Raw genomic sequence first — 20,359 nt, 5'->3', positions numbered from 1 at the left:
TCGACACCGATCTCGACTTCGGGTGTCGGGCCGTGGCCCAGCCACGGCGGTTTTCCTCCGACCAGGTACTTCCTCCGGTTTACCGCGGTGTCGAGCTCGCGATGCTGTCTAAAGGAGTGTGCATATTCTTCTTTGCATAGATAAGTGTGCAAAGCATAGTGTGCATGTATGGACAGTGTGGAACCCAGGGAGATTACGGATCCGGTGGCGCTCAGGGCGTTGGCGCATCCTTTGCGGCAGCGGATTCTGCGGGCGCTGGCGGAGAAGGGGCCCGCTACCGCTACGGGGTTGGCGGAGGTGTTGGGGGAGAACACGGGGGCTACCAGTTATCACCTGCGGCAGCTGGCCGAGCACGGGTTCATCGAGGAGGCGCCGGAACTGGCCAAGGGGAAGGAGCGGTGGTGGCGGTCGCCGCCGAAGGATCTGCGGTATCGGCTGGACAAGTCGCAGTCGCCGGAGATGCGTGAGCTGCTCGAGGGGTTGGTGGCGCAGCACATCGCCGAGGATGTCGAGCTGTTCGGGCGGTTCCAGGCCGAGCGGGACAGGCTCGGCGAGTGGGGTGACGTGATGCCGTTTTCGCGCGGGGCGATCTATGCGACCCGCGAGGAGCTCGACGCCTTCTGCGAGGAGTATCTCGCGCTGCTCAAACGCTTTCAGGCCACGCACGCCGAGAATCGGCCCGGTGCGCGGCGGGTGCTGACCCGTTTCATCGCGTTCCCCGCACCGGGGATGGACGAGTAGGAACCCGCATGCTCACCCGATTCGTCCTGCTCACCAGCATGATCGCGGCTCTCGTCGCCTTCGCGCCGACAGCGGGTGCCGACGAGACCACCGCCGACATCACCTTCACCCGCTTCGACGGCACCACAACCACGGGCACCGTGCACGCCCCGGCGGGTGCCGTCGGGCTGCCGGGAGTCGTCCTCGTGCACGGTTCCGGCGATGGTCGCAGTCCTCAATATGCGCAGATCGCAACTGCTTTCGCACGTCAGGGCATCGTCACGCTCCGATACGAGAAGCGAACGGAGGACTACACACCCGCGCACCGCGACTACTCCCTGCTCGCGGATGACGCCCTCGCGGGTGCGGCGGCCCTGCGCGACCGACCCGAAGTCGACCCCGCACGCGTGGGTCTGTGGGGTTTGTCCGAAGGTGGTTGGGTTGCGCCGCTTGCTGCTTCGCGTTCGGAGGATGTCGCGTTCCTGATCGTCGTAGGTGCGAATGCTGGTGCTCCGGCGGCGCAGCAGGCCTGGGCGAACGAGACCCGGTTCGGCGCTGCGGGCGTGCGTGGTTCTATGGTGGATACATTGGGACGCAACGCGATTCGGGTAAGCGCGGCCGCGGGTCTGTTCGCCCAGGCGTACTACGATCCGGTGCCGGTGCTGGAAGCCATCGGGCAGCCGGTGCTCGCCATCTGGGGCGACAAGGACCGGCTCACCCCACCCGGCGACAGTCTGCGCGGGTTCCGCGACGCCTTCGATCGCGTAGGGAAACCGACTACACCCTGCGCACGCTGACGGATGCGCAGCACGGCGCCTTCACGACCACCGACGGTTTCGACAAGGGTGCGGACCTGGCGCCCGGATACCCCGAGCTCGTGGGCGATTGGGTGAAAGGCCTGCCCGGTTCTGCGGGCAAGCACTCGGACGAACCCGCCGCGCAAGCACATTCGGTGCCACCGCTGGCACCACAGGCGTGGTGGGAATCGCCGACGGCGTTGTTGGTCCTCTTCCTCGGCACCGTGTTCGCCCTGCTCGGCTACGCGTTCACCGGGTTTGCCAGTGCGTGGCGTCTGCCGCGAGCCGGAGTAGCACGCGTGCTGGTGACAACGGCCGCGACAGGAATCATCGGCACGATCGCCCAGGTGCTGTACGTGGCGTCGACCAGGGCGACCTCGTTCGGTCCGTTGCTGTTCGGTCGCACGCTGCCCTGGCTGGCCTTGCAGGTGATCGCGGTGTGTGCGGTGTGCTCGCTCATCTACCTCGTCGCCCGACGCGGGGCCATACTCGATGGCGCGGGGAAGGGTGCGCGCGTCCGATGGGTGCTGGTTGTCGTCGGCGGCGTCGGATTCACCCTGTGGGCCCTGTACTGGGGACTGCTGTTGCCCTGATGTGTAACAACGCTAACGATATGCCCGACTGCTATATAACGAGCCAAGGGAGATTCCGTATGAGGAAATCAGTTGTCGCGGCAGTTCGCCTCACAGCCGCCGCAGCGGCGGTGGTGGGGTTCTCGGCTGTTGTCGGTTCCGGCGCCGCGCACGCGGGCCCACAAGACTGTGTGGTAACCCGCGATCTGGTCGGCGCTTCGGTCAGCTGTCATGACACCGGTGCGCCCGCGAGTCGCGAGTACAGCCTGATCGTCGAGTGCTGGGGACTGGCCGGCATTCCGAATGCGTTCCCGCTCATGGGAATCGGGCCCTACCAGGGGTCGTGGAGTGGGGCGATCAAGGCGACGGGGCAGGGATCGGCTTCGTGCATCGGGCCCTACAGCATCGGGACCGCGACCAACGCCTATGTCGTGGTGTATCGCGACTAGGAACGCAGCGGCCCACCGAGGAGTTTCCAGACCGTTTCGCGTTCCTCGGTGAGGTCGATGTCGGTGCCTGCGAGCGTGGCCAGCAGGTGGGTCAGGGTCCAGGTTTCCAGGTGGGCGTAGCGGGCGGAGTAGATGCCTACCTCGGTCAGGTGGTAGGCGTCGGAGTGGTCGAAGAGGGCGTAGGTGATGATCTGGTACAGGTCGTTGCTGGTCAGGGCGTCGGAGCGGATGCCGGTGCGTTGATTCTTCGGGCCCAGATGCGTTTTCAGGTCGAGCAGGGTGTGGGCGCTGATGAGGTCGGCGTCGGCGTTGCACAGGACCGATGCGTCGAACGTGGGGCCGGGGTAGGTCGGGGATCCCAGGTGGGGGAAGAGGTGTTCTTCGGCGAGGCCGCGCAGTTCCCAGAGTTGGCGGATCGCGTCGGGTGGGGCGAGGGCAAGCAGGTGGTCGGGGGTGAAGCGGCCCGTTCTCAGCAGGTTGTCGAGGGCGGATTCGCGCAATAGGTTGCGGCGGTACACATCCGTGCACAGAGCTAGTGCCCAGCAGGCGCGGCTGAGCCGGTCGACGTCCTCGGCCGTCGAGGCGACCGCGGCCTGAGCGGTCTCGATCACCGATTCGATCACCGCCGACTCCTGCGGGAAACCGAAGAAGCCGAGTAGCGGCAGCACCGGCTCATGGTCGGGGACGAGCAGGAACCTGACCTCGAAGTCGAACGCGGCGCCCAGCGTGGCGGGGTTGGCGCCACCCGTGTCGACGAGCAGCGGCCCGGCCGCGCGACGATAAGCACCCTGCACGGCGCGGGTATTCGGATAACGGCTGTGCAGGTACTCGCGCAGCGGCGAGGTCTTGTCGCGCAGTGCCGCGGACAGATTCGTGTAGACGTACATCAGCCCTCCGAACAGTCGGGCGAGTCGTCTCGATCATGCCAGAGCCGGGACCTGAAAAGGCCCTCGACCGCGACGGTCGAGGGCCTTCGGTGGCGGGTCCTCCTGAGCCGATCGCCGTTGATCGGACTCAGGAAGAGCAAGCTCGGGTCAGCTCGTGGCGGTCGCGCCTCGGGTGAACCGAGAGTTCGTGGCAGTGCGCAGAATTCGGTGCAGGGCGGTGTCGAAGGCTTCGGTGTCTTCGATATTGCTGAGGTGACCGTGCGGCAGGACGTGGAAGTCGGTCAGGTGGCCGGAGCGGCGCAGGACCTCGACCATGGGTCGTGACATGCGCGGCGGGAGGAGGCGGTCCTGGGCGCTGGCGATCACCGTGGTGGGGACCGTCAGGTTGGCGGTGCCCGCGGTGAGGTCCATGTCGGCCATGGCCGCGGCGTGCCGGGCGCGGGCGAGCGGACGACACGAGCGGATGATGCCGATCGCGAAGTCGATCTCGTCGGCGGTCGCCTCCGGGGTGAGGATGCGGTAGCGGAACACCTGCTCGGTGAGCCAGCCGCCCGGGATCGGGACCGGCGTGAACAGGACGGTCTCGCTGATCTGCTGCGGCATCCGGATCGGCGCGCCGAGGATGGTCACCGGGGTGGTGGCCACGGTGAGCTGCTTGTTGAGCAGCGGCAGCAGGTCGGTTTCGGCGCGGATGTCGGAGTTGGCGGTATTGGCCAGCAGCACGGCGGCGGCTCGCTCGGTGACCTGCTCGGGGTGATGCTTGGCCCAGGCCTGAATGGTCAGGCCACCCATGCTGTGACCGGCGAGCACGGCCTGTTCGCCGGGGCGAAGCGTCGCTTCGAGGACGGTGGCGAGGTCGTCGGCGAGGGTGTGCTCGCTGGGGGCCGCGGTGCCGAGCGTCGATTCGCCGTGACCGCGCTGGTCGTAGGCGACCACGCGATAGCTGTCGGCGAAGGCGCTGATCTGCGGGTTCCAGTACTCGATGCTGCACGCCCAGCCGTGGATGAGCACCAGCGTCGGAGCGGTGTCGTCGCCGTAGACGTGCACCCGGAGCTCGGCGCCGTCGGCCGTGGTGACCGGGACGACCCGGTGCGGGGCGGCGGGGGCGTTGAGCTTCGCGGTGGCGAAACTGCGGGTACGCAGCCCGGCACGGAACTGGGCGGTCAGTGCGCCGGACTCGAAACTCGAGACCGTGGAACGCGCTGCCGCGAGCGTCATCATCGACTTCGCAAGCATATCGGCACTCCTTTGTGTCGTAGGCCACCGTACAGTGCGAGCTTGCGTGCTAGCTAGTGTTAGCGGGTCAGAGTGTCCCATTTGTTGCCGAGTGGGTATCAACACCCGCTTACCTTGTGAAATCGTCCGAAGCGGCCGGGGAATTACAGGCGTTGTGGCGGCTCCCACCGGGCGCCGTTACCGTAAGAGGGTGGACAACGCGCACGTCGCGACCGGGATTTCCGGCGCAGCCGGCACCCCGGCGCCGCCCTGGCGACGGTTCGCGCCGCCGCTGATCGCCGCTGGTCTCGGGATCGGCACCCTGGCTCTGCTGCATTTCCGCGACCCGCATGTGGAGGGTTCCTACGGCTTGTGTCCGGTGTACGCGATGTTCGGGGTGTACTGCCCCGGCTGCGGCGGGATGCGCGCGATGCACAACCTCACCGACGGCCGCATCATCGATTCGCTGCACAGCAACCTGCTCGCGCTGCCGCTGACCCTCGCGTTCGCGGCCTTCGTCGTCGACTGGTTCCTGCGCGCCAGACGCGGGCAAGGCTGGCGTTTACCCGGCTTGAGCCCGGTGACGGTGTGGGCGTTCTTCGGCCTGCTCATCGGGTATTCGGTGCTGCGCAACACCCCGTGGGGGATCTGGCTCACGCCCGTCTGAAGCTGGCGTGCGCACGGGTCGACGGGCAATCTGGAACTATGCGCGATTCACTGAAGGACCGGGTCCGGCAGAAGTTGCAGCGTCATCTCGCCGAGGACGGGCCCGACCCCGAGCAGGACGACAACCGCCACATTTCGGTGGCCGACGATCTGGAAGCACTCGAGATGGTGCCCGCCGACGACCCCCTCGTCGAGGAATTGGCCCAGCGCTACTTGGTGTTCTGAGGCAGCTGCGGCAACGGCTTGGTGCCAAGCCACACCGCGAACAGCCCGCGCAGCGGGGCGACGCTGTAATGACCCGCGAGGTCGACGAAGTCCTCGGTGGTCACCGACGAATGCCGATAGCGCGCGGTCCATTCGCGGATGAGCTGGAAGAACAGGTGGTCGCGCAGTTCCAGGCGCAACGCGTGCAGGGTGAGGGCGCCGCGCTTGTAGACGCGGTCGTCGAACATGTCCGCCGGGCCGGGATCGCCGACGATGATGTCCTGCGGTTGGCGGGCCAGGTTCGCGTGCGCGGCGCGCGCCAGCTGATCGGCGCCCGGCCCGCCCGAGGCCTCCGACCAGAGCCATTCGGCGTAACAGGCGAAGCCTTCGTGCAGCCAGATGTCGCGCCACTGCCGCAGGGTCAGGCTGTTGCCGAACCACTGGTGTGCCAGTTCGTGAGCGACGAGCCGTTCGGCGCCGCGCCTACCGTCGCAGTGGTTGGCGCCGAAAATGGAGATGCCCTGTGCCTCGATCGGGATGTCGAGGTCGTCGTCGGTGACGACCACGCTGTAGTTCTCGAACGGGTACGGCCCGAATTTCTCGGTGAACAACGCCATCATCTGCGGCTGACGCGCGAAGTCGTGCTCGAAGTTCGCGCGCAACCGCGGCGGGACGATCGCCTGCATCGGCACCGGCTCGCCGGGACTGCCCACGCGGTACTTGCGGTAGTTGCCGATCTGGATGGTCGCCAGGTAGGTGGCCATCGGTTCGGGTGCCTCGTACACCCAGGTGGTCTGGCTCGCCTTGGCCTGCTTACGCATCAGGGTGCCGTTGGCCAGCGCGTAGTACGGGCTGTCGGTGGTGATCGAAATGCGGTAGGACGCTTTGGAACTCGGGTGGTCGTCGCAGGGGAACCACGACGCCGCGCCGTTGGGCTGGCTGGCCACCAGTGAGCCCTCGGTGAGCTCCTCCCAGCCCACCTCGCCCCACGGTCCGCGCACCGGTTTCGGCGTGCCCGAATAGTGCACGGCGATCTCGAGCACCCCGCCCGCCGGGATCTTCTGCTGCGGGGTGAGCGCCAGCTTGCCGCGCTGATGACTGAACTTCACCGACTTGGATCCGTTGACGAACACCTTCGACACCCCGAGCGCGGGGGACAGGTCGAGGGTGAACGACGAACGGACCTCGGTGGTGACCGCGATGATCACCGCGCGCCCGGCCAGCCGATTGCTGGCCGGTTTGTAGCTCAGCTCCAGCTCGTAGCGCGACACCCGGTACCCGCGATTACCGTTCTGCGGGAGGTAGACGTCGATCGGGTCCTCGTAGAACGAGCGCATCAACTGGCCCAGGGCGTGATGGGGTTGCCCCACCAGCGGGTCGACGGGGGGACCACGTCGCCGCGCATGACGAGCGAGGCCGGTCCGATGGTGGCGCCCGCGCCGATGTGGGCGGCGGGCAGGGCGACGCAGTGCGGGCCGAGGGTCGCGCCGGCGTCGAGGGTCACCGTGTCCATGGACATGATGCGGTCGTGGAACAGGTGGGTCTGCACCACGCAGCCGCGTTCCACGGTCGCGCCGTCACCGAGTGTCACCAGGTCTGCCTCCGGAAGCCAATAGGATTCGCACCATACCCCTCGGCCGATCTTGGCACCGAGTCCGCGCAACCACAGATTCATCACCGGGGTACCCGTGGCGGCCCGGGCGAACCAGGGCGCGGCGACGGTCTCGACGAAGGCGTCCGACACCTCGTTACGCCACACGAACGAGCTCCACAGTGGATGCTCCACCGCCCGGATACGTCCTACCAGAAGCCATTTCGCGGCGACAGCGATCATGCCCGCCACCGCGCCCGCCACCATCAGCACCGCTCCCGACAGCAGCGCCGCGACCAGATAGTCGCTGTGCTGGGCGATCAGGGCCAGGGTGAACAGCACGCCGAGGCCGATGGCGAAGGTCACCATCACCGGGATCAACCGGCAGGTCTCCACGAACGCGCGCGCCAGCTTCAACCGCAGCGGCGGGTCGAAAGTGCGGGAGGTATCGGAGGATTCGGCCGCGCGACGCAACCGCACGGGCGGGCTGCCCAGCCACGACGACCCGGCCTTCGCCTTGCTCGGCGCCGCCGACAGCACCGCGACGAGCCCGTTCTTCGGCACCCGGCGACCGGGCGCGGTCATCCCGGAATTGCCGAGGAAGGCGCGCTTTCCGACCTTGGCCTCGCCGATGCGCAACCAGCCGCCGCCGAGTTCGTAACTGCCGATCATGGTGTCGTCGGCCAGGAACGCGCCGTCGGCGACCACGGTGAACTTGGGCAGCAACAGCACGGTCGAGGCTTCGACGTTCTTGCCGATGCGCGCACCGAGCAGCCGCAACCAGATCGGGGTGAGCAGGCTGGCGTACAGCGGGAACAGGAAGGTGCGTGCGGAGTCGAGCAGGCGTTCGGTGGCCCACACCTGCCAGCCCGTGCGGCTGCGCACAGGGTGGTAGCCCTCGCGCAGGCCGATGCCGAGCAGGCGGACCGCGATCACCGTCGCCACCGCGTACACACCGAGGCTGAGCAGGGTGGCGACCGGCAGGATGGCGAAACCGCGCAGGGCGGCGGCGCCGATGGTCGTCTCCTCGCGCACCCACCAGGCGATGAACGTGCCGCCGACGGCCAGGCCCAGCACCGGCATCGCGGCCAGCGCCATCGATGACAGACCGAACACGATCAGCCAATGCCTGGCGCGCTCGGGGGAGTGGTCGGGCCAGCGGCGCGGTGCCTTACCGGTCTTCGCCGCCGGCGAGCCTGCCCATTCCTGTTCGCCCTTGACCTTGCCGGACACGGCCGAACCGGGCGCGATCTCGGCCCGCTTACCGATCTTGGTTCCGGGCAGCAGGATCGACCTGGCGCCGATCACCGCGCCGTCGCCGATGGTGATGCCGCCGATGTGTACGCGGTCGCCGTCGACCCAGTAACCGGACAGGTCGACCTCGGGTTCCACGCTCGCACCGTCACCGAGTTCGAGCATGCCGGTGACCGGCGGCAGGGAGTGCAGGTCGACGCCCTTGCCGATCTCGGCGCCGAGCGCCCGCGCGAACGGCACCATCAGCGGTGCACCCGAAAGGCTTTCGGCGCCACTGGCTTCCGAGAGCCGCACGGCCGCCCACAGGCGAAGATGCACCCACGAACCGCGCGGGTAGGTGCCGGGTCGCACCCCGGCGAGCAGCACGCGGGCGCCCGCGACGCACAGTGTCATCCGGCCGATCGGCGAGATGAACAGTACGAAGGCAAGCACGATCCACCACCACGACAACCGGGGCAACCACGGCAGCGAACCGGACCAGCCGGCGATCGCCGACACCACCGCCAGCCAGGTGACCCACTGCAAGCCGGTGAGCGTGGTGAGCGGGATGGTGGCCAGTACCTGGGTGAGCTGAGCGCGCAGGGGAGTCGGTTCCACCACCCGCGCGTCGACGGCGGCCACAGGGGCGCTGCCGTCGAGGAACTGCACCAGCGAACCCAGGCGCGGATGGTCGTAGAGATCGGCCACGGTGACGTGCGGATACCGCTCGCGCAGCGCGCCGACCAGCTGGGCGGCCGAGAGCGAACCGCCGCCCACATCGAAGAAGTCGGTATCCAGATCGGTGACCTCGGCGCCGAGAATGGCGTCCCACAGTCCCGCGACCCAGGCGGCGGTGCCGCTCAGCCCGTGGTCGGCGGTGTCCTCGGTACTCGGCAGCGGCCAGGGCAGCGCATCGCGGTCGACCTTGCCGGAGGTGCGTGTCGGCAGGTCGGCAACCACCGCCAGGCGCGGAACCAACGGGGCCGGAAGCTGTTCGGCCAGAATCTTTCTGGCCTGTTTGGCGTCGAAGTCCGGTCCGGCGCCGGTGAGGTAGCCGACGAGGATCTTGTTGCCCGCCTTGGTCGTCCGGATCGCCGCAGCCGCACCGCTCACGCCGGGCAGGTGCTGCAGGGCGTTGTCGATCTCGCCGAGTTCGATGCGGCGGCCACCGATCTTGATCTGATCGTCGGCGCGGCCGAGGAAGATCAGGCCCTCGGGGTCGTTGCGCACGAGATCGCCACTGCGATAAGCGCGTTCCCAGCCGAGCGACGGCAGCGGGGCGTACTTCTCGGCGTCCTTGGCCGGGTCGAGGTAACGGGCCAGGCCGACACCGCCGATCACGAGTTCGCCGGTTTCGCCCGTCGGTACCGGGTTGCCCTGCGGGTCGACCACGGTGAGGTCCCAGCCGTCGAGCGGCAGACCGATGCGCACAGGCATCTCGCCGGTGAGCAGTGCCGCGCACGCGACGACCGTCGCCTCGGTCGGCCCGTAGGTGTTCCAGACCTCGCGGTCGGCCCCTGCCAGACGTTCGGCCAGCTCCGGCGGCACGGCCTCGCCGCCGAAGATCAGCAGCCGCACCGATTCCAGGGCATCCGAGGGCCACGTGGCGGCCAGCGTCGGCACCGTGGAGACGACGCTGATCTCGCGGCGCATCAACCACGGCCCGAGGTCGGCGCCGGTGCGGACCAGGTCGCGCGGGGCGGGAACCAGGCAGGCGCCGTTGCGCCAGGCCAGCCACATCTCCTCGCAGGAGGCGTCGAACGCCACCGACAGGCCGGCCAGCACGCGGTCGCCGGGGCCGATCGGGGCGTCGCGCAGGAACAACCGGGCCTCGGCGTCGACGAACGCGGCGGCGTTGCGATGGGTCACCGCAACACCTTTCGGGGTGCCGGTGGAACCGGAGGTGAAGATGATCCAGGCGTCGTCGGCGGGTGTCGGCAGGGTGTGCGGGTCGCTGTGCCCGTTGCCCGCGACGGCGGTGTCGGACTCGATGCCCGCGGCGGTCGCGATCGCACTCACCCGCGCCTCACCGAAGACGAGGCGGGCGCGTTCCTCCGGGTCGTCGGCGTCGACGGGCACGTAGGCGGCGCCGCAGTAGAGCACCGCGAGAATGGTGACGTACAGCGCGGCGCTGCCCGAGGGCATCCGCACGCCCACCCGGTCGCCCGGGCGGACCCCGGTCGCGGCGAGCTCGGTCATCCTTGCCTCGATCGCGGTGACCAGTTCCATGTAACTGAGCACGGTCGTGCCGTCGTCGATCGCGGGCGCGTCGGGGTGGGCGAGGGCGGTGCTGGTGAGAATGTCGACCAGGGTGCGTGGCGGCGCGGCCAGATCGGCGCGCAGCAGCGGATCGTGCCGCCGGTTCGCCGGGTCCTCGGTGCGTGGCTCGAGCATCGTGCTCAGTCCACCTCTCATCGGTTGACCCCCATCGGTGTCTGTTGTTTCACGGTCGGGTTACCGGAGGGCAAACGGGATGGTCACCAGTTGCCAACGGTACCGGGAGTTGTCGTGCGCGCCCGGCAGCTACGGGGCGGGCGCCGCGGGTGTCTCGCCGAGTGCGGTGAGCGCGAGCCGGTGCAGGGTGACCTGCTCGTCGGCGTCGAGCCGGGCGAGGACGCGAGCGGTGGCCTCGGCGATCAGCTTGTCGGTGCGCTTGCACTGTTTGCGGCCCGCTTCGGTGATGCGCAGCCGGTATTTGCGGCGATCCTTGCCATCGCGGGTGCGTTCGACCAGGCCCGCGCCCTCCAGCGCGTCGATCAGGCGGACCACCTCGCTGCGGTCGATGCCGAGCGACTCGCCGACTTTCTTCTGGGTGAGGTCGGCGTTCTCCCCGATGAAGGTGAGCACCCAGTGGTCGCGCAGCGGGACGTCGATCTCGGCGTGCATGGCCTTGGTGAGCCTGCCGAGCGCGTACACCGGGTAGCGCGCCAGGCCGCGTTCGGGGTTCGTGGTCGAGGGCATGACGGCCACTCTAACAAATAGTGGGGGAACTCAATCATTTGGGGCGTCCATGATCGGAATTGCCGCACGTTTGTGCATGGGCAATCCAGGGGCAATCGGGACGTGGTGGCGAGCAACATCTTTCGATCGGTGGTTGACAGCGGCCCGGATCGTCTGCCAATCTCGATGCCAGGTCACGAGTACCAGCGACAAGCCCCGGCTAGCTGGTCGGCAACCCTCCTCCGCGGTGGGGTGCTCCGGGTGACGACCAGGCCGACGTCCGAGGTGGACGCGGCAAGCGCGGACTCTCTCTACGTGGTGAGTCCCTGAGCCGACGGGATATTCGTCATGACCGCTGTAATCGACCCCACCTGTGCCCTCGCCGCCGTTTCCGGTGCCGACCTGCGCGTGCCGCTCGTCCAAGGCGGAACGAGCACCTACGCCAACTTCGACTACGCGGCGAGCGCACCAGCGTTGCGCCAGGTCACCGACCGGATTTCGCAACTGCTGCCGTACTACGCCAGCGTGCACCGCGGCGCCGGGTACGCCTCGCGGATCTCCACCGAGTGCTACGAGGCCTCGCGCGGCTCGGTCGGCCGGTTCCTCGACGCCGCCGACGACCAGGTCGTCGTGTTCACCCGCAACACCACCGACTCGCTGAACCTGCTGGCCGGCTGTGTGCCGGGGGAGACGGTGGTGCTCGACATCGAACACCACGCCAACTTCCTGCCGTGGACGCGCAACGGGCGAAGGGTCGTCCGGGCCGCCGCGACGCTCGAGGAGACCATTCAGCGGATCGTCGCCGAATTGTGCAGCAGGCCTGCGGCTTTGCTCGCCGTCACCGGTGCGTCGAATGTGACCGGTGAGGTGCTGCCGCTGGAGCGGCTGGCCCACATCGCGCATCTGTGTGGTGCGCGGATTCTCGTCGACGCCGCCCAGCTCGCGCCGCATCGGCGGATCTCCCTGCGCGAGAGCGGAATCGACTACCTGGCATTCTCCGGGCACAAGCTGTACGCGCCGTTCGGGTCCGGGGTGCTCGTCGGCAGGCGCGACTGGCTCGACGCGGCCGATCCGTACCTGGCCGGTGGTGGCGCGGTGCGCAATGTCGGTGTGGCGGAAGCGGAGTGGGCTCCGGCGCCGCAGCGTCACGAAGCCGGCTCACCCAATGTCCTCGGCGCGGCCGCCATCGCCGCCGCCTGTGACGCGCTCGCCGCCCTCGACCCCGAGGAACTGGTCGCCCACGAGCGTGCCCTCGCCGACCGCCTGCGCGACGGGCTCGCCGCCATCCCCGGCGTCAACCCCGTCCGGATCTGGTCCGACAGCCCCGACTCCGTCGGCATCGTCGCCTTCACCGTCGACGGCTACACCCCCGGCCACGTCGCCGCCTACCTCTCCGCCGAACACGCCATCGGCCTGCGCGACGGCCGCTTCTGCGCCCACCCCCTCCTGACAAGTCTCGGCCTCGACGCCGCCCTCCGCGCCAGCATCGGCCTGGGCACCACCCCCGCCGACATCGACCGCCTGATCACCGCTCTCGCCACCCTGGTAACCACCGGCCCCACCTGGACCTACGCCCCCACCAACGGCCACTGGAACCCCACCCCCGAAACCCGCCCCCTCACCCCCGACCCCACCGGCGCCACCCCCTGCCTCATCGGCTGAGGGCTCGGCGGCTACTCGTCGTAGTGGCCGCCGACTGCGATGACGACGATCTCGGAATCGGTGACGTAGTAGATCATCCGGTGCTCCCGGGTGATGCGGCGCGACCAGTTGCCGGCGAGATGATGCTTCAACGGCTCAGGTTTGCCGATCCCCGCGAACGGATCGGCCAAAACGGCGGTGATGACCTTGTTCGCTGCTTTGAGGACGGTACGGTCAGGCGCAAGCCATGAGGTATAGGTCTCCCACCCGTAGGCGCTGAATGCCAGCTTGCGGTCAGGCATCAGGATCGATCAGCTCATGGGCTTCGAACTTGCCTTCACGTGCGTCACGAGCGGATTCGAGCAGTCGCACACCGCCGTGCGTGGCAAGTACGTACAGGGTCTCCTGAATCGAGTTCCAATCGGACTCGGCGACTATGACCGCGTTCTCTCCGGACTTCGTAACGACGGTGACGGTGTCGTGGTCGTCGTTGACCTGCTGTACCAGCTTGAACAGGTTCTGGCGGGCGGTGGAGATAGGTAGTGCAGTCATCGGGAACCTCGCTCAGTAGTTGTACAAAATATTGTACGACTACTGAGCTTGTGTTGTCGATCGACTGTCAGGTGTCGAGGGGGGTGGGGCGGTGGTATCTGCCGTTGTAGTAGAGGAGGGGGGCGGCGGAGGGGGAGTCGGCTGATTCGTCGTGGACTCTGGTTACCAGGCCTACGGCCAAGGTGTGGTCGCCCAGGTCGATGAGTTGGTGAATGGTGGTGCGGAGCCAGATGGGGGTGCCGTGCAGGATCGGTTCGCCGGTGTCGAGGGTGGTCCACAGGGCTCGGTCGGTGAAGCGGTCGGCGGCCGAGCGGGAGAAGCGGTGGGCCAGGTGGTGCTGGTGTTCGCCGAGGAAATGGATGACCACGGAATCGGCGGCGCGCAGGGCATCGATGCTCGACGAGGTGTGCGCGATATTGAACGACACCAGCGGCGGCTCCAACGACAGCGACGCGAACGAGGTCGCGGTGAAGCCGACCGGACCGGCGTCGGCGCCGATCGTCACCACCGTGACGCCTGCCGGATAGTGCCGCATCGACGCCCGATACTGCTCGGCGGTGATCCCACTCAGGTCGTCGGGAACCACGAGGTCGGCCGGAGTTCGTCGCATATCACCCACAGCCCCAAACTACGCCCGACATCCTGGGCCGCCTATGGACAGGCTCACGCCGAGGAAAACCCTTCAGTCGATGTCCACGGGCAATCCCGCGGTGATGCGGATGAGTTCGCGGTAGCTGGTGCGGAAGACGGTGGTGGGGTGGCCGCCCGCAGCCCAGATCTCACGGTGGGCGGCCAGGGCGGTGTCGACCCAGGTGGGCAGGTTGGTCGGGTGGCCGACGGGGGCGGTGCCGGTGATGGGCTGACCGGTGACCCGCTCGGCGAGGGCGGTGGGGCAGGGGGTGAGCTTTCCTTCGAGGCGTGGACCGGTGCGGTGCAGGTTCACCTGGTGATGGGCGGCTACCAGCAGCAGGACCGGGTCGTTGTCGAGGAGGAACAGCTGGGCGGTGGTGATGGCGCTCGGGTGGGCGCCGAAGGCGCGTGCGGCGTCGATGGCGCTGGAGGTGGGCGTGTCGGGGGAGACGATGACGCCGTGGTGGCCGCGCGCGATGAGCGTGTCGGCCACCCGGCACGCGACCATCGGCAAGGACGACCTGCGCATGTCATCCAGAGTAGGACGGCCGATCGAATTATGCCGGGAGAGTGAGATTTTCGGGTTGCCGCGAATTCGCTCCGGACGCCGGACGGGGTGGGCGCACCCGATGAGGCCATAATCAGCGCATGAGTGAATGGAAGGCCTTCGCCGTCGAGATCGCCGACAATATCGCCCAGGTCACCCTGACCGGGCCCGGCAAGGGCAATGCGATGGGACCGGATTTCTGGCGCGAACTGCCGGAGATCTTCGCCGAGCTGGACGCCGATCCGCAGGTGCGCGCCGTCGTGCTCACCGGGTCGGGCAAGCATTTCTCCTACGGCCTCGACCTGGCCGCGATGGGCGGCACGCTCGGCCCGGTGCTGGCCGACGGCGCCAAGGCGGCCCAGCGCACCGAGTTCCTCAAGGAGGTCCGGCGCATGCAGGACTCCGTCACCTCGGTGGCCACCTGTGTGAAGCCGGTGATCGCGGCGGTGTCGGGGTGGTGCATCGGTGGCGGGCTCGACCTGATCGCGGCCGCCGACATCCGCCTGGCCAGCGCCGACGCCAAGTTCAGCCTGCGTGAGGCGAAGGTGGCGATCGTGGCCGACATCGGTTCGCTGCAGCGTCTGCCGGGCATCATCGGTGAGGGCCACCTGCGCGAATTGGCTTACACCGCAAAGGATATCGACGCGGCCCGGGCCGAGCGGATCGGTCTGGTGAACGAGGTGTTCGCCGATCAGGAAGCGGTGCTCGCGGCGGCGCACGCGATGGCGCGCGAGATCGCCGACAACCCGCCGCTGGTGGTGCAGGGCATCAAGGATGTGCTCGAGCACCGGACCGCCCCGGGTGTGGCCGACGGCCTGCGCTACGTCTCGGCGTGGAACGCGGCGTTCCTGCCCTCGCACGACCTCACCGAGGCGATGACGGCGGTCTTCCAGAAGCGCGCCCCGCAGTTCAAGGGGGAGTAAACGCCGCTAAAACGGTTGCCCCGGCAACCGGTCTACCCACATACTTGCATCACACAACTAATTGGCTGATGCAAGTAAAGGGTGATGTGGTGACGGAGTTCGACCCGGCGATCGACACGATCGCCGTCCAGCTCGTGCGCCTGCACCGGCTGCGCGACCGCGCCCTCGCCCAGATGAAGGACCGCTCGGGCATCGAACCGGCGGGCTTCGTCGTGCTGTTCCGGCTGGTGTGCGACGGGCCGATGCGCTCGGGCGCGCTCGCGGAGGCGGTGAATTCGGATGCCTCGACGGTGAGCAGGCAGGTGGCGCAACTGGTGGAACGCGGGCTCGTGGTCCGCACCGCCGACCCCGACGACGGGCGCGCCACCGTGCTACAGGCCACCGACTACGGCCGCGAGACCGCCGACCGGATCCGGCAGCGGCGTCGCGAATCCATCGCGATCGTCACCAAGGACTGGCCCGAACCCGACCGCGAGCACTTCGCCGCCCTGCTCACCCGCTTCGTGGAGGACTACGACCGGGCCCGGCCCCTGCTCCTCACGCTCAACCCATCGGAGAACGACTCGTGACGACGACCGTGGCAGTGGAGGAATCACCCGCCGGTTTCACCCACCGTCAGATTCTGACCATCCTGTCCGGGTTGATGCTCGGCATGCTGCTGGCTTCGCTCGATCAGACGATCGTGTCGACCTCCATCCGCACCATCGCCGACGACCTGCACGGCTACTCGCTGCAGGCTTGGGCGACAACGGCCTACCTCATCACCGCGACGATCAGCACCCCGCTCTACGGCAAGCTCTCGGACATGTTCGGCCGAAAGCCGTTCTTCCTCACCGCGATCGGGCTGTTCATCATCGGTTCGCTGCTGTGCACGCTGGCGCAGTCGATGTATCAGCTCGCCGCGTTCCGCGCCTTCCAAGGGCTCGGCGCGGGTGGCCTGATGTCGCTGGCGCTGGCCATCATGGGCGACATCATCGGACCGCGTGAACGCGCCCGCTACCAGGGCTATTTCCTTGCCGTGTTCGGCATTTCGAGTGTGCTCGGGCCGGTGCTCGGCGGTCTGCTGGCCGGGCAGGACAGCATTCTCGGCATCACCGGCTGGCGCTGGGTGTTCCTGGTGAACGTGCCGCTCGGCCTGCTCGCGCTGGTCGTCGTGACGCGGGTGCTGCACCTGCCGCGCAAGCCGCACGCCACCCACCGCATCGACTTCGCGGGCGCGCTCGTGCTCGCGGTGGGGCTCGTCCCGCTGCTGATCGTGGCCGAGCAGGGGCGCGAGTGGGGCTGGGGCAGTACCGGTTCGGTGATCTGTTACGTGATCGGCGCGCTCGGGCTGATCGGGTTCGTCGCGATCGAGAAGTACATGGGTGACGCGGCGCTGATCCCGCTGCGCATCTTCGACAATGTCACCTTCACCCTCGGTGTGGTCATCTCGTTCGTCGTCGGTGCGGCGATGTTCGGTGGGATGCTGTTGCTGCCGCAATACCTGCAGGTGGTGCGCGGTGCGGGGCCGACCGAGGCGGGTCTGCAGATGCTGCCGATGGTGCTCGGTCTGATGCTCGGTTCCATCCTCTCGGGCAGGTTGATCTCCAAGACCGGGAGCTACCGCGCCTTCCCGCTGATCGGCGCGGCCACGCTCACCCTCGGCCTGTTCCTGCTGCACCTGCTCGACGCGCACAGCCCGCTGTGGCTGGCGATGATCTACATGGCCGTCGCCGGTTTCGGCCTCGGCAACCTGATGCAGCCGCTCACCCTCGCCCTGCAGAACGCGTTGCCGCCCAAGGACATGGGTGTGTCCACCGCCGCGGCCACGTTCTTCCGGCAGATCGGTGGCACCCTCGGCGCCGCGGTGTTCCTGTCGGTCCTGTTCACGCTGCTCACCCCGAACATCACCGAAGAACTGCGGCAGGCGGCGACCGACCCGGCCTACCAGCAGGCCGTGGTGGAGGGCGCGCGCAGCAGCAACCCGGCCGATGCCGCACTGTCGCAGGGTCTGCTGGCCCAGGACACCTCGGCGGCCGGAAAGGTGTTGCAGGACAGCTCGATCATCCAGCAACTCGACCCGCAGCTGGCCGAACCGTTCCAGGTGGGCTTCGCCGACTCCATGTCGACGGTGTTCCTGTTCGCCACCGGTGTCGCGCTGCTGGCGCTGCTGCTCGTGCTGTTCTGGAAGGAAGTGCCGCTGCGGATGTCGGGTGGCCTGCAGTCGGCCGGCGACGCGAAAGCCGCCGACGGCATCGGCGCCATGACCGACATCGCCGCGCAGTCGACGAAGGGTGGGAAAGGTGAAGCGACCTAGGTGGGCCCGAAAGGCCACCTAGGGGTGGCTGTTTCGGCGGTCGAACGGCCATAACGTTCCTGATGTCGCAACGAACATCAGGAGAACGACATGCGCATCAAGACCACCATCGCCGCCGCACTGCTGGCCCTGGCTACCGTCGCCGGGGTGTCGACGGTCACCGCGGGCACCGCCGCCGCGGCCGCGCCGGAGGGCACCTACTACGGCACCTACTACGAGCTCTACCAGTGCCGCGCCGACGGCGAGTCGTCCTACACCGGCGGCTACTACTGGCAGTGCGTCGAGACCTGGGAGGGCTGGGACCTCTACATCTGGTACTGATCCACCAGGAACAGAAAAACGGGAAGTCCAATCCCCTTCGGACTTCCCGTTTTTCGTCGTCTATCGGCTCAGTGGCCGGATTCCTTCAGCCGGGCGAAGGCCTCATCGATGATCTTGACGGCCTCGGCGCGATCCAGCCACTCCGAACCCTCCACGAACTTGTTGGGCTCGAGGTCCTTGTAGCGCTCGAAGAAGTGCTTGATCGCGGCCAGCTCGAACTCCGGGACGTCGGTGATGTCCTGGATGTAGTCCCAGCGCGGGTCGCCTGCGGGCACGCACAGGATCTTGTCGTCGCCACCGGCCTCGTCGGTCATCCGGTACACGGCCACCGGGCGGGCCTCGACGATGACACCGGGGAACACCGATTCCGGCAGCAGCACCAGCGCGTCCAGCGGATCGCCGTCCTCGCCGAGGGTGTTCTCGATGAAGCCGTAGTCGGCCGGGTAGGCCATGGAGGTGTACAGGTACCGGTCGAGCTTCACCCGGCCGCTCTCGTGATCGACCTCGTACTTGTTCCGAGAACCCTTGGGAATCTCGATGGTGACGTCGAACTCCACGCCATCTCCTTGCTCGTTCGAGTGCTTGTGTGCCGAATCGCCAGATCGTTCTGGGGAACCGTTGCGCAACGAGGATAGTGTGGTGTGCCAGAACACCGGTGCGGCAGGCGGCTCAGCGCGGCCGGGCGTCGGGCGGGCTAGAGGAGAAACGACGGTCGTGATCGGTCCAAGCGAACAGAATCCCGGATGGCAGGAGCCGCGACGTCGCCGGTCGGGGTGGATCTGGCTGTCGGCGGTGGTCGCCGCCCTGCTGCTGATCGGCGGCGGATTCGCGGCGATCGCCCGGCCGTGGACGCCGGAATTCCGGCACGGCGGACTCACCGTCGCCGCCGCGCCGTCGGCCGCCACCCCGACCACCGCCATCGCCCCGGCCAGGTCGGACGCACCCGCGCCGACGGTCGCCGGGATCGCCGCCGCGCTCGCGCAGGTGACCAGCAGCCCCGATCTCGGCGCGTTCGCGGGCCAGGTCACCGATCCGACCAGCGGAACCGTGCTCTGGAGCCAGGAGCCGACCAAGGCGATGATCCCGTCGTCGACGGCCAAGATCATGCTGGTCGCGGCCGCGCTGCTCACCCTGCCCGACGATCAGCGGGTCGCCACCCGGGTCGTCGCCGGAGCACCGGGGGAACTGGTGCTCGTCGGCGGCGGTGATCCGACGCTCACCACCCGCGCCGACGGCGGCTACTACACCGACGGTCCACGCATCGCCGACCTCGCCGCGCAGATCAAGGCGGCGGGCAGGCAGGCGAGCGCGATCGTCGTCGACACCTCCGCCTACACCGGTCCGACCATGGCGGCCGGCTGGGACCCGATCGACATCCCCGAGGGCTCGATCACCCCCATCGAACCGGTGATGCTCGACGGTGGGCGGTTCGACCCGTCGGCCGACTACTCCCCGCGCACCTCGACCCCCGCACTCGACGCGGGTCGCGCCCTGGCCGCCGAACTCGGCATCGACCCGGCCGCCGTGCGCGTCGGTCAGGCCGCGAGCACCGGTGCCGAGATCGCGAAGGTCGAGTCGGCCCCGCTGCGAATCCGCTTGCACGACATGATGATCCATTCCGACAACGTGCTCGCCGAGACCATCGGCCGCGAACTCGCCGTCGCCACCGGACGCGAGGCGTCCTTCGCCGGCGCCACCGCCGCCACCGCCGCCGCGCTCACCACCGCGGGCTTCGACGTGAACGGCCTGCACCTGGCCGACAACAGCGGCCTGTCCGTCGACGACCGGGTGCCGCCGCGACTGCTCGACACCATCGTCGCCACCGCAGCCAAGCCGACCGGCGACGCCGCCGTCGTGCCCGCCGGTACCCAGGCCAGGCCCGAGAACGATCCGCGAGCAGCGGCGCTGGCACCGCTGCTCGACGACCTGCCCGTCGCGGGCGGAACCGGGACGCTCGCGCCTCGCTTCGTCACCCAGAACCGGGAAGGCGCGGGCTGGGTGCGGGCCAAGACCGGAACTCTGAGCGTGGCAAGCGCGTTGGTCGGTTATGTGCTCGACCGGGACGGGCGGGTACTGACCTTCGCGCTCATGTCCAACGACCGGCTGCCGGAGGTCAGCAGACCCGCGCTCGACGCGGTGGCGGGTGCCCTGCGCAACTGTGGATGTTCCTGAGAG

22 protein-coding genes and 1 riboswitch are annotated in these 20,359 nt (G+C 68.3%); of the genes, 12 read left to right on the top strand and 10 right to left on the bottom strand.

Annotation, left to right across the window (positions count from 1 at the left end):
* Nucleotides 1–168 precede the first annotated feature (168 nt).
* From AB0I19_RS16295 to AB0I19_RS16280, 4 genes are all read left to right on the top strand, one after another.
* The gene (locus tag AB0I19_RS16295; protein WP_357149326.1) at nucleotides 169–741 is read left to right on the top strand and encodes a helix-turn-helix domain-containing protein; all 573 of its coding nucleotides are present in this window, start codon (nucleotides 169–171) and stop codon (nucleotides 739–741) included.
* A gap of 8 nt (nucleotides 742–749) precedes the next feature.
* The gene (locus AB0I19_RS16290; protein WP_357149323.1) at nucleotides 750–1,517 is read left to right on the top strand and encodes a hypothetical protein; all 768 of its coding nucleotides are present in this window, start codon (nucleotides 750–752) and stop codon (nucleotides 1,515–1,517) included.
* An 80-nt stretch (nucleotides 1,518–1,597) separates the two neighbouring features.
* The gene (locus AB0I19_RS16285; protein WP_357149319.1) at nucleotides 1,598–2,110 is read left to right on the top strand and encodes a hypothetical protein; all 513 of its coding nucleotides are present in this window, start codon (nucleotides 1,598–1,600) and stop codon (nucleotides 2,108–2,110) included.
* A 59-nt stretch (nucleotides 2,111–2,169) separates the two neighbouring features.
* Nucleotides 2,170–2,538 carry a hypothetical protein gene (locus AB0I19_RS16280; protein WP_357149317.1) on the top strand — a complete coding sequence of 123 codons (369 nt, stop codon included), beginning with the start codon at nucleotides 2,170–2,172 and terminating at the stop codon, nucleotides 2,536–2,538.
* On the opposite strand, the gene AB0I19_RS16275 is transcribed toward AB0I19_RS16280, so the two are convergent.
* Together AB0I19_RS16275 and AB0I19_RS16270 are read right to left on the bottom strand one after the other, a co-directional pair.
* Nucleotides 2,535–3,425, bottom strand: coding sequence for a hypothetical protein (locus AB0I19_RS16275; RefSeq protein WP_357149314.1), 891 nt, complete (start codon nucleotides 3,423–3,425; stop codon nucleotides 2,535–2,537). The genes AB0I19_RS16280 and AB0I19_RS16275 overlap by 4 nt on opposite strands.
* A 147-nt stretch (nucleotides 3,426–3,572) precedes the next feature.
* The gene (locus AB0I19_RS16270; RefSeq protein ID WP_357149311.1) at nucleotides 3,573–4,661 is read right to left on the bottom strand and encodes an alpha/beta hydrolase; all 1,089 of its coding nucleotides are present in this window, start codon (nucleotides 4,659–4,661) and stop codon (nucleotides 3,573–3,575) included.
* Between the two features lie 190 nt (nucleotides 4,662–4,851).
* Here AB0I19_RS16270 and AB0I19_RS16265 point away from each other — a divergent pair, with 190 nt between their 5' ends.
* Both AB0I19_RS16265 and AB0I19_RS16260 read left to right on the top strand, forming a co-directional pair.
* Nucleotides 4,852–5,307 (top strand): DUF2752 domain-containing protein, encoded by a 456-nt coding sequence (locus AB0I19_RS16265; RefSeq protein ID WP_357149308.1) that lies wholly within the window; start codon nucleotides 4,852–4,854, stop codon nucleotides 5,305–5,307.
* Between the two features lie 38 nt (nucleotides 5,308–5,345).
* Nucleotides 5,346–5,531, top strand: coding sequence for a hypothetical protein (locus tag AB0I19_RS16260; protein WP_067495829.1), 186 nt, complete (start codon nucleotides 5,346–5,348; stop codon nucleotides 5,529–5,531).
* Here the strand turns inward: AB0I19_RS16260 and AB0I19_RS16255 are convergent.
* The 3 genes from AB0I19_RS16255 to AB0I19_RS16245 form a co-directional block, all read right to left on the bottom strand.
* Nucleotides 5,516–6,847, bottom strand: coding sequence for a M1 family metallopeptidase (locus AB0I19_RS16255; RefSeq protein ID WP_357149409.1), 1,332 nt, complete (start codon nucleotides 6,845–6,847; stop codon nucleotides 5,516–5,518). The two genes, AB0I19_RS16260 and AB0I19_RS16255, sit on opposite strands and share 16 nt — an antisense overlap.
* Nucleotides 6,847–10,728: a Pls/PosA family non-ribosomal peptide synthetase gene (locus AB0I19_RS16250; RefSeq protein WP_357149406.1), complete on the bottom strand. Its 3,882-nt coding sequence runs from the start codon at nucleotides 10,726–10,728 to the stop codon at nucleotides 6,847–6,849. Before AB0I19_RS16250 ends, AB0I19_RS16255 begins: the two co-directional genes overlap by 1 nt.
* A 129-nt stretch (nucleotides 10,729–10,857) precedes the next feature.
* On the bottom strand, nucleotides 10,858–11,295 hold the full coding sequence (locus AB0I19_RS16245) for a MarR family transcriptional regulator (protein WP_357149305.1): 438 nt from the start codon (nucleotides 11,293–11,295) through the stop codon (nucleotides 10,858–10,860).
* Nucleotides 11,296–11,466: 171 nt separating this feature from the next.
* A riboswitch (SAM riboswitch) is annotated at nucleotides 11,467–11,581 on the top strand.
* A 41-nt stretch (nucleotides 11,582–11,622) separates the two neighbouring features.
* Between AB0I19_RS16245 and AB0I19_RS16240 the strand changes: the two genes are divergently transcribed.
* Nucleotides 11,623–12,936, top strand: coding sequence for an aminotransferase class V-fold PLP-dependent enzyme (locus AB0I19_RS16240; protein ID WP_357149303.1), 1,314 nt, complete (start codon nucleotides 11,623–11,625; stop codon nucleotides 12,934–12,936).
* An 11-nt stretch (nucleotides 12,937–12,947) separates the two neighbouring features.
* Here the strand turns inward: AB0I19_RS16240 and AB0I19_RS16235 are convergent, their stop codons facing one another.
* The 4 genes from AB0I19_RS16235 to AB0I19_RS16220 all read right to left on the bottom strand — a co-directional run bounded on the left by AB0I19_RS16235 (nucleotide 12,948) and on the right by AB0I19_RS16220 (nucleotide 14,626).
* The gene (locus tag AB0I19_RS16235; RefSeq protein ID WP_357149300.1) at nucleotides 12,948–13,217 is read right to left on the bottom strand and encodes a Txe/YoeB family addiction module toxin; all 270 of its coding nucleotides are present in this window, start codon (nucleotides 13,215–13,217) and stop codon (nucleotides 12,948–12,950) included.
* On the bottom strand, nucleotides 13,210–13,467 hold the full coding sequence (locus AB0I19_RS16230) for a type II toxin-antitoxin system Phd/YefM family antitoxin (RefSeq protein WP_357149297.1): 258 nt from the start codon (nucleotides 13,465–13,467) through the stop codon (nucleotides 13,210–13,212). Before AB0I19_RS16230 ends, AB0I19_RS16235 begins: the two co-directional genes overlap by 8 nt.
* A gap of 67 nt (nucleotides 13,468–13,534) precedes the next feature.
* Nucleotides 13,535–14,077, bottom strand: coding sequence for a flavin reductase family protein (locus AB0I19_RS16225; RefSeq protein WP_357149403.1), 543 nt, complete (start codon nucleotides 14,075–14,077; stop codon nucleotides 13,535–13,537).
* A gap of 72 nt (nucleotides 14,078–14,149) precedes the next feature.
* Nucleotides 14,150–14,626, bottom strand: a complete 477-nt coding sequence (locus tag AB0I19_RS16220) for a YbaK/EbsC family protein (protein ID WP_357149294.1) — start codon at nucleotides 14,624–14,626, stop codon at nucleotides 14,150–14,152.
* Between the two features lie 119 nt (nucleotides 14,627–14,745).
* On the opposite strand from AB0I19_RS16220, the gene AB0I19_RS16215 reads away from it, so the two are divergent.
* The 4 genes from AB0I19_RS16215 (at nucleotide 14,746) to AB0I19_RS16200 (ending at nucleotide 18,184) form a co-directional block, all read left to right on the top strand.
* The gene (locus AB0I19_RS16215; protein ID WP_067640525.1) at nucleotides 14,746–15,567 is read left to right on the top strand and encodes a crotonase/enoyl-CoA hydratase family protein; all 822 of its coding nucleotides are present in this window, start codon (nucleotides 14,746–14,748) and stop codon (nucleotides 15,565–15,567) included.
* A gap of 89 nt (nucleotides 15,568–15,656) precedes the next feature.
* A complete protein-coding gene (locus AB0I19_RS16210; protein WP_357149290.1) occupies nucleotides 15,657–16,136 on the top strand; it encodes a MarR family transcriptional regulator in 480 nt (159 codons plus the stop codon).
* Nucleotides 16,133–17,863: a DHA2 family efflux MFS transporter permease subunit gene (locus AB0I19_RS16205; protein ID WP_357149287.1), complete on the top strand. Its 1,731-nt coding sequence runs from the start codon at nucleotides 16,133–16,135 to the stop codon at nucleotides 17,861–17,863. Before AB0I19_RS16210 ends, AB0I19_RS16205 begins: the two co-directional genes overlap by 4 nt.
* Before the next feature lie 90 nt (nucleotides 17,864–17,953).
* On the top strand, nucleotides 17,954–18,184 hold the full coding sequence (locus tag AB0I19_RS16200) for a hypothetical protein (RefSeq protein ID WP_067495806.1): 231 nt from the start codon (nucleotides 17,954–17,956) through the stop codon (nucleotides 18,182–18,184).
* A 68-nt stretch (nucleotides 18,185–18,252) separates the two neighbouring features.
* Here AB0I19_RS16200 and AB0I19_RS16195 read toward each other — a convergent pair whose 3' ends face one another.
* Nucleotides 18,253–18,741 (bottom strand): inorganic diphosphatase, encoded by a 489-nt coding sequence (locus AB0I19_RS16195; RefSeq protein WP_067495803.1) that lies wholly within the window; start codon nucleotides 18,739–18,741, stop codon nucleotides 18,253–18,255.
* Between the two features lie 157 nt (nucleotides 18,742–18,898).
* On the opposite strand from AB0I19_RS16195, the gene dacB reads away from it, so the two are divergent.
* Nucleotides 18,899–20,356 carry a D-alanyl-D-alanine carboxypeptidase/D-alanyl-D-alanine-endopeptidase gene (dacB, locus tag AB0I19_RS16190; RefSeq protein ID WP_357149282.1) on the top strand — a complete coding sequence of 486 codons (1,458 nt, stop codon included), beginning with the start codon at nucleotides 18,899–18,901 and terminating at the stop codon, nucleotides 20,354–20,356.
* The last annotated feature ends 3 nt before the right edge of the window (nucleotides 20,357–20,359 follow it).

It is taken from the genome of Nocardia sp. NPDC050413 (assembly GCF_040655475.1).
Classification (GTDB): Bacteria; Actinomycetota; Actinomycetes; order Mycobacteriales; family Mycobacteriaceae; genus Nocardia; species Nocardia coubleae.
This window is presented reverse-complemented; position numbering and strand designations above follow the sequence as displayed.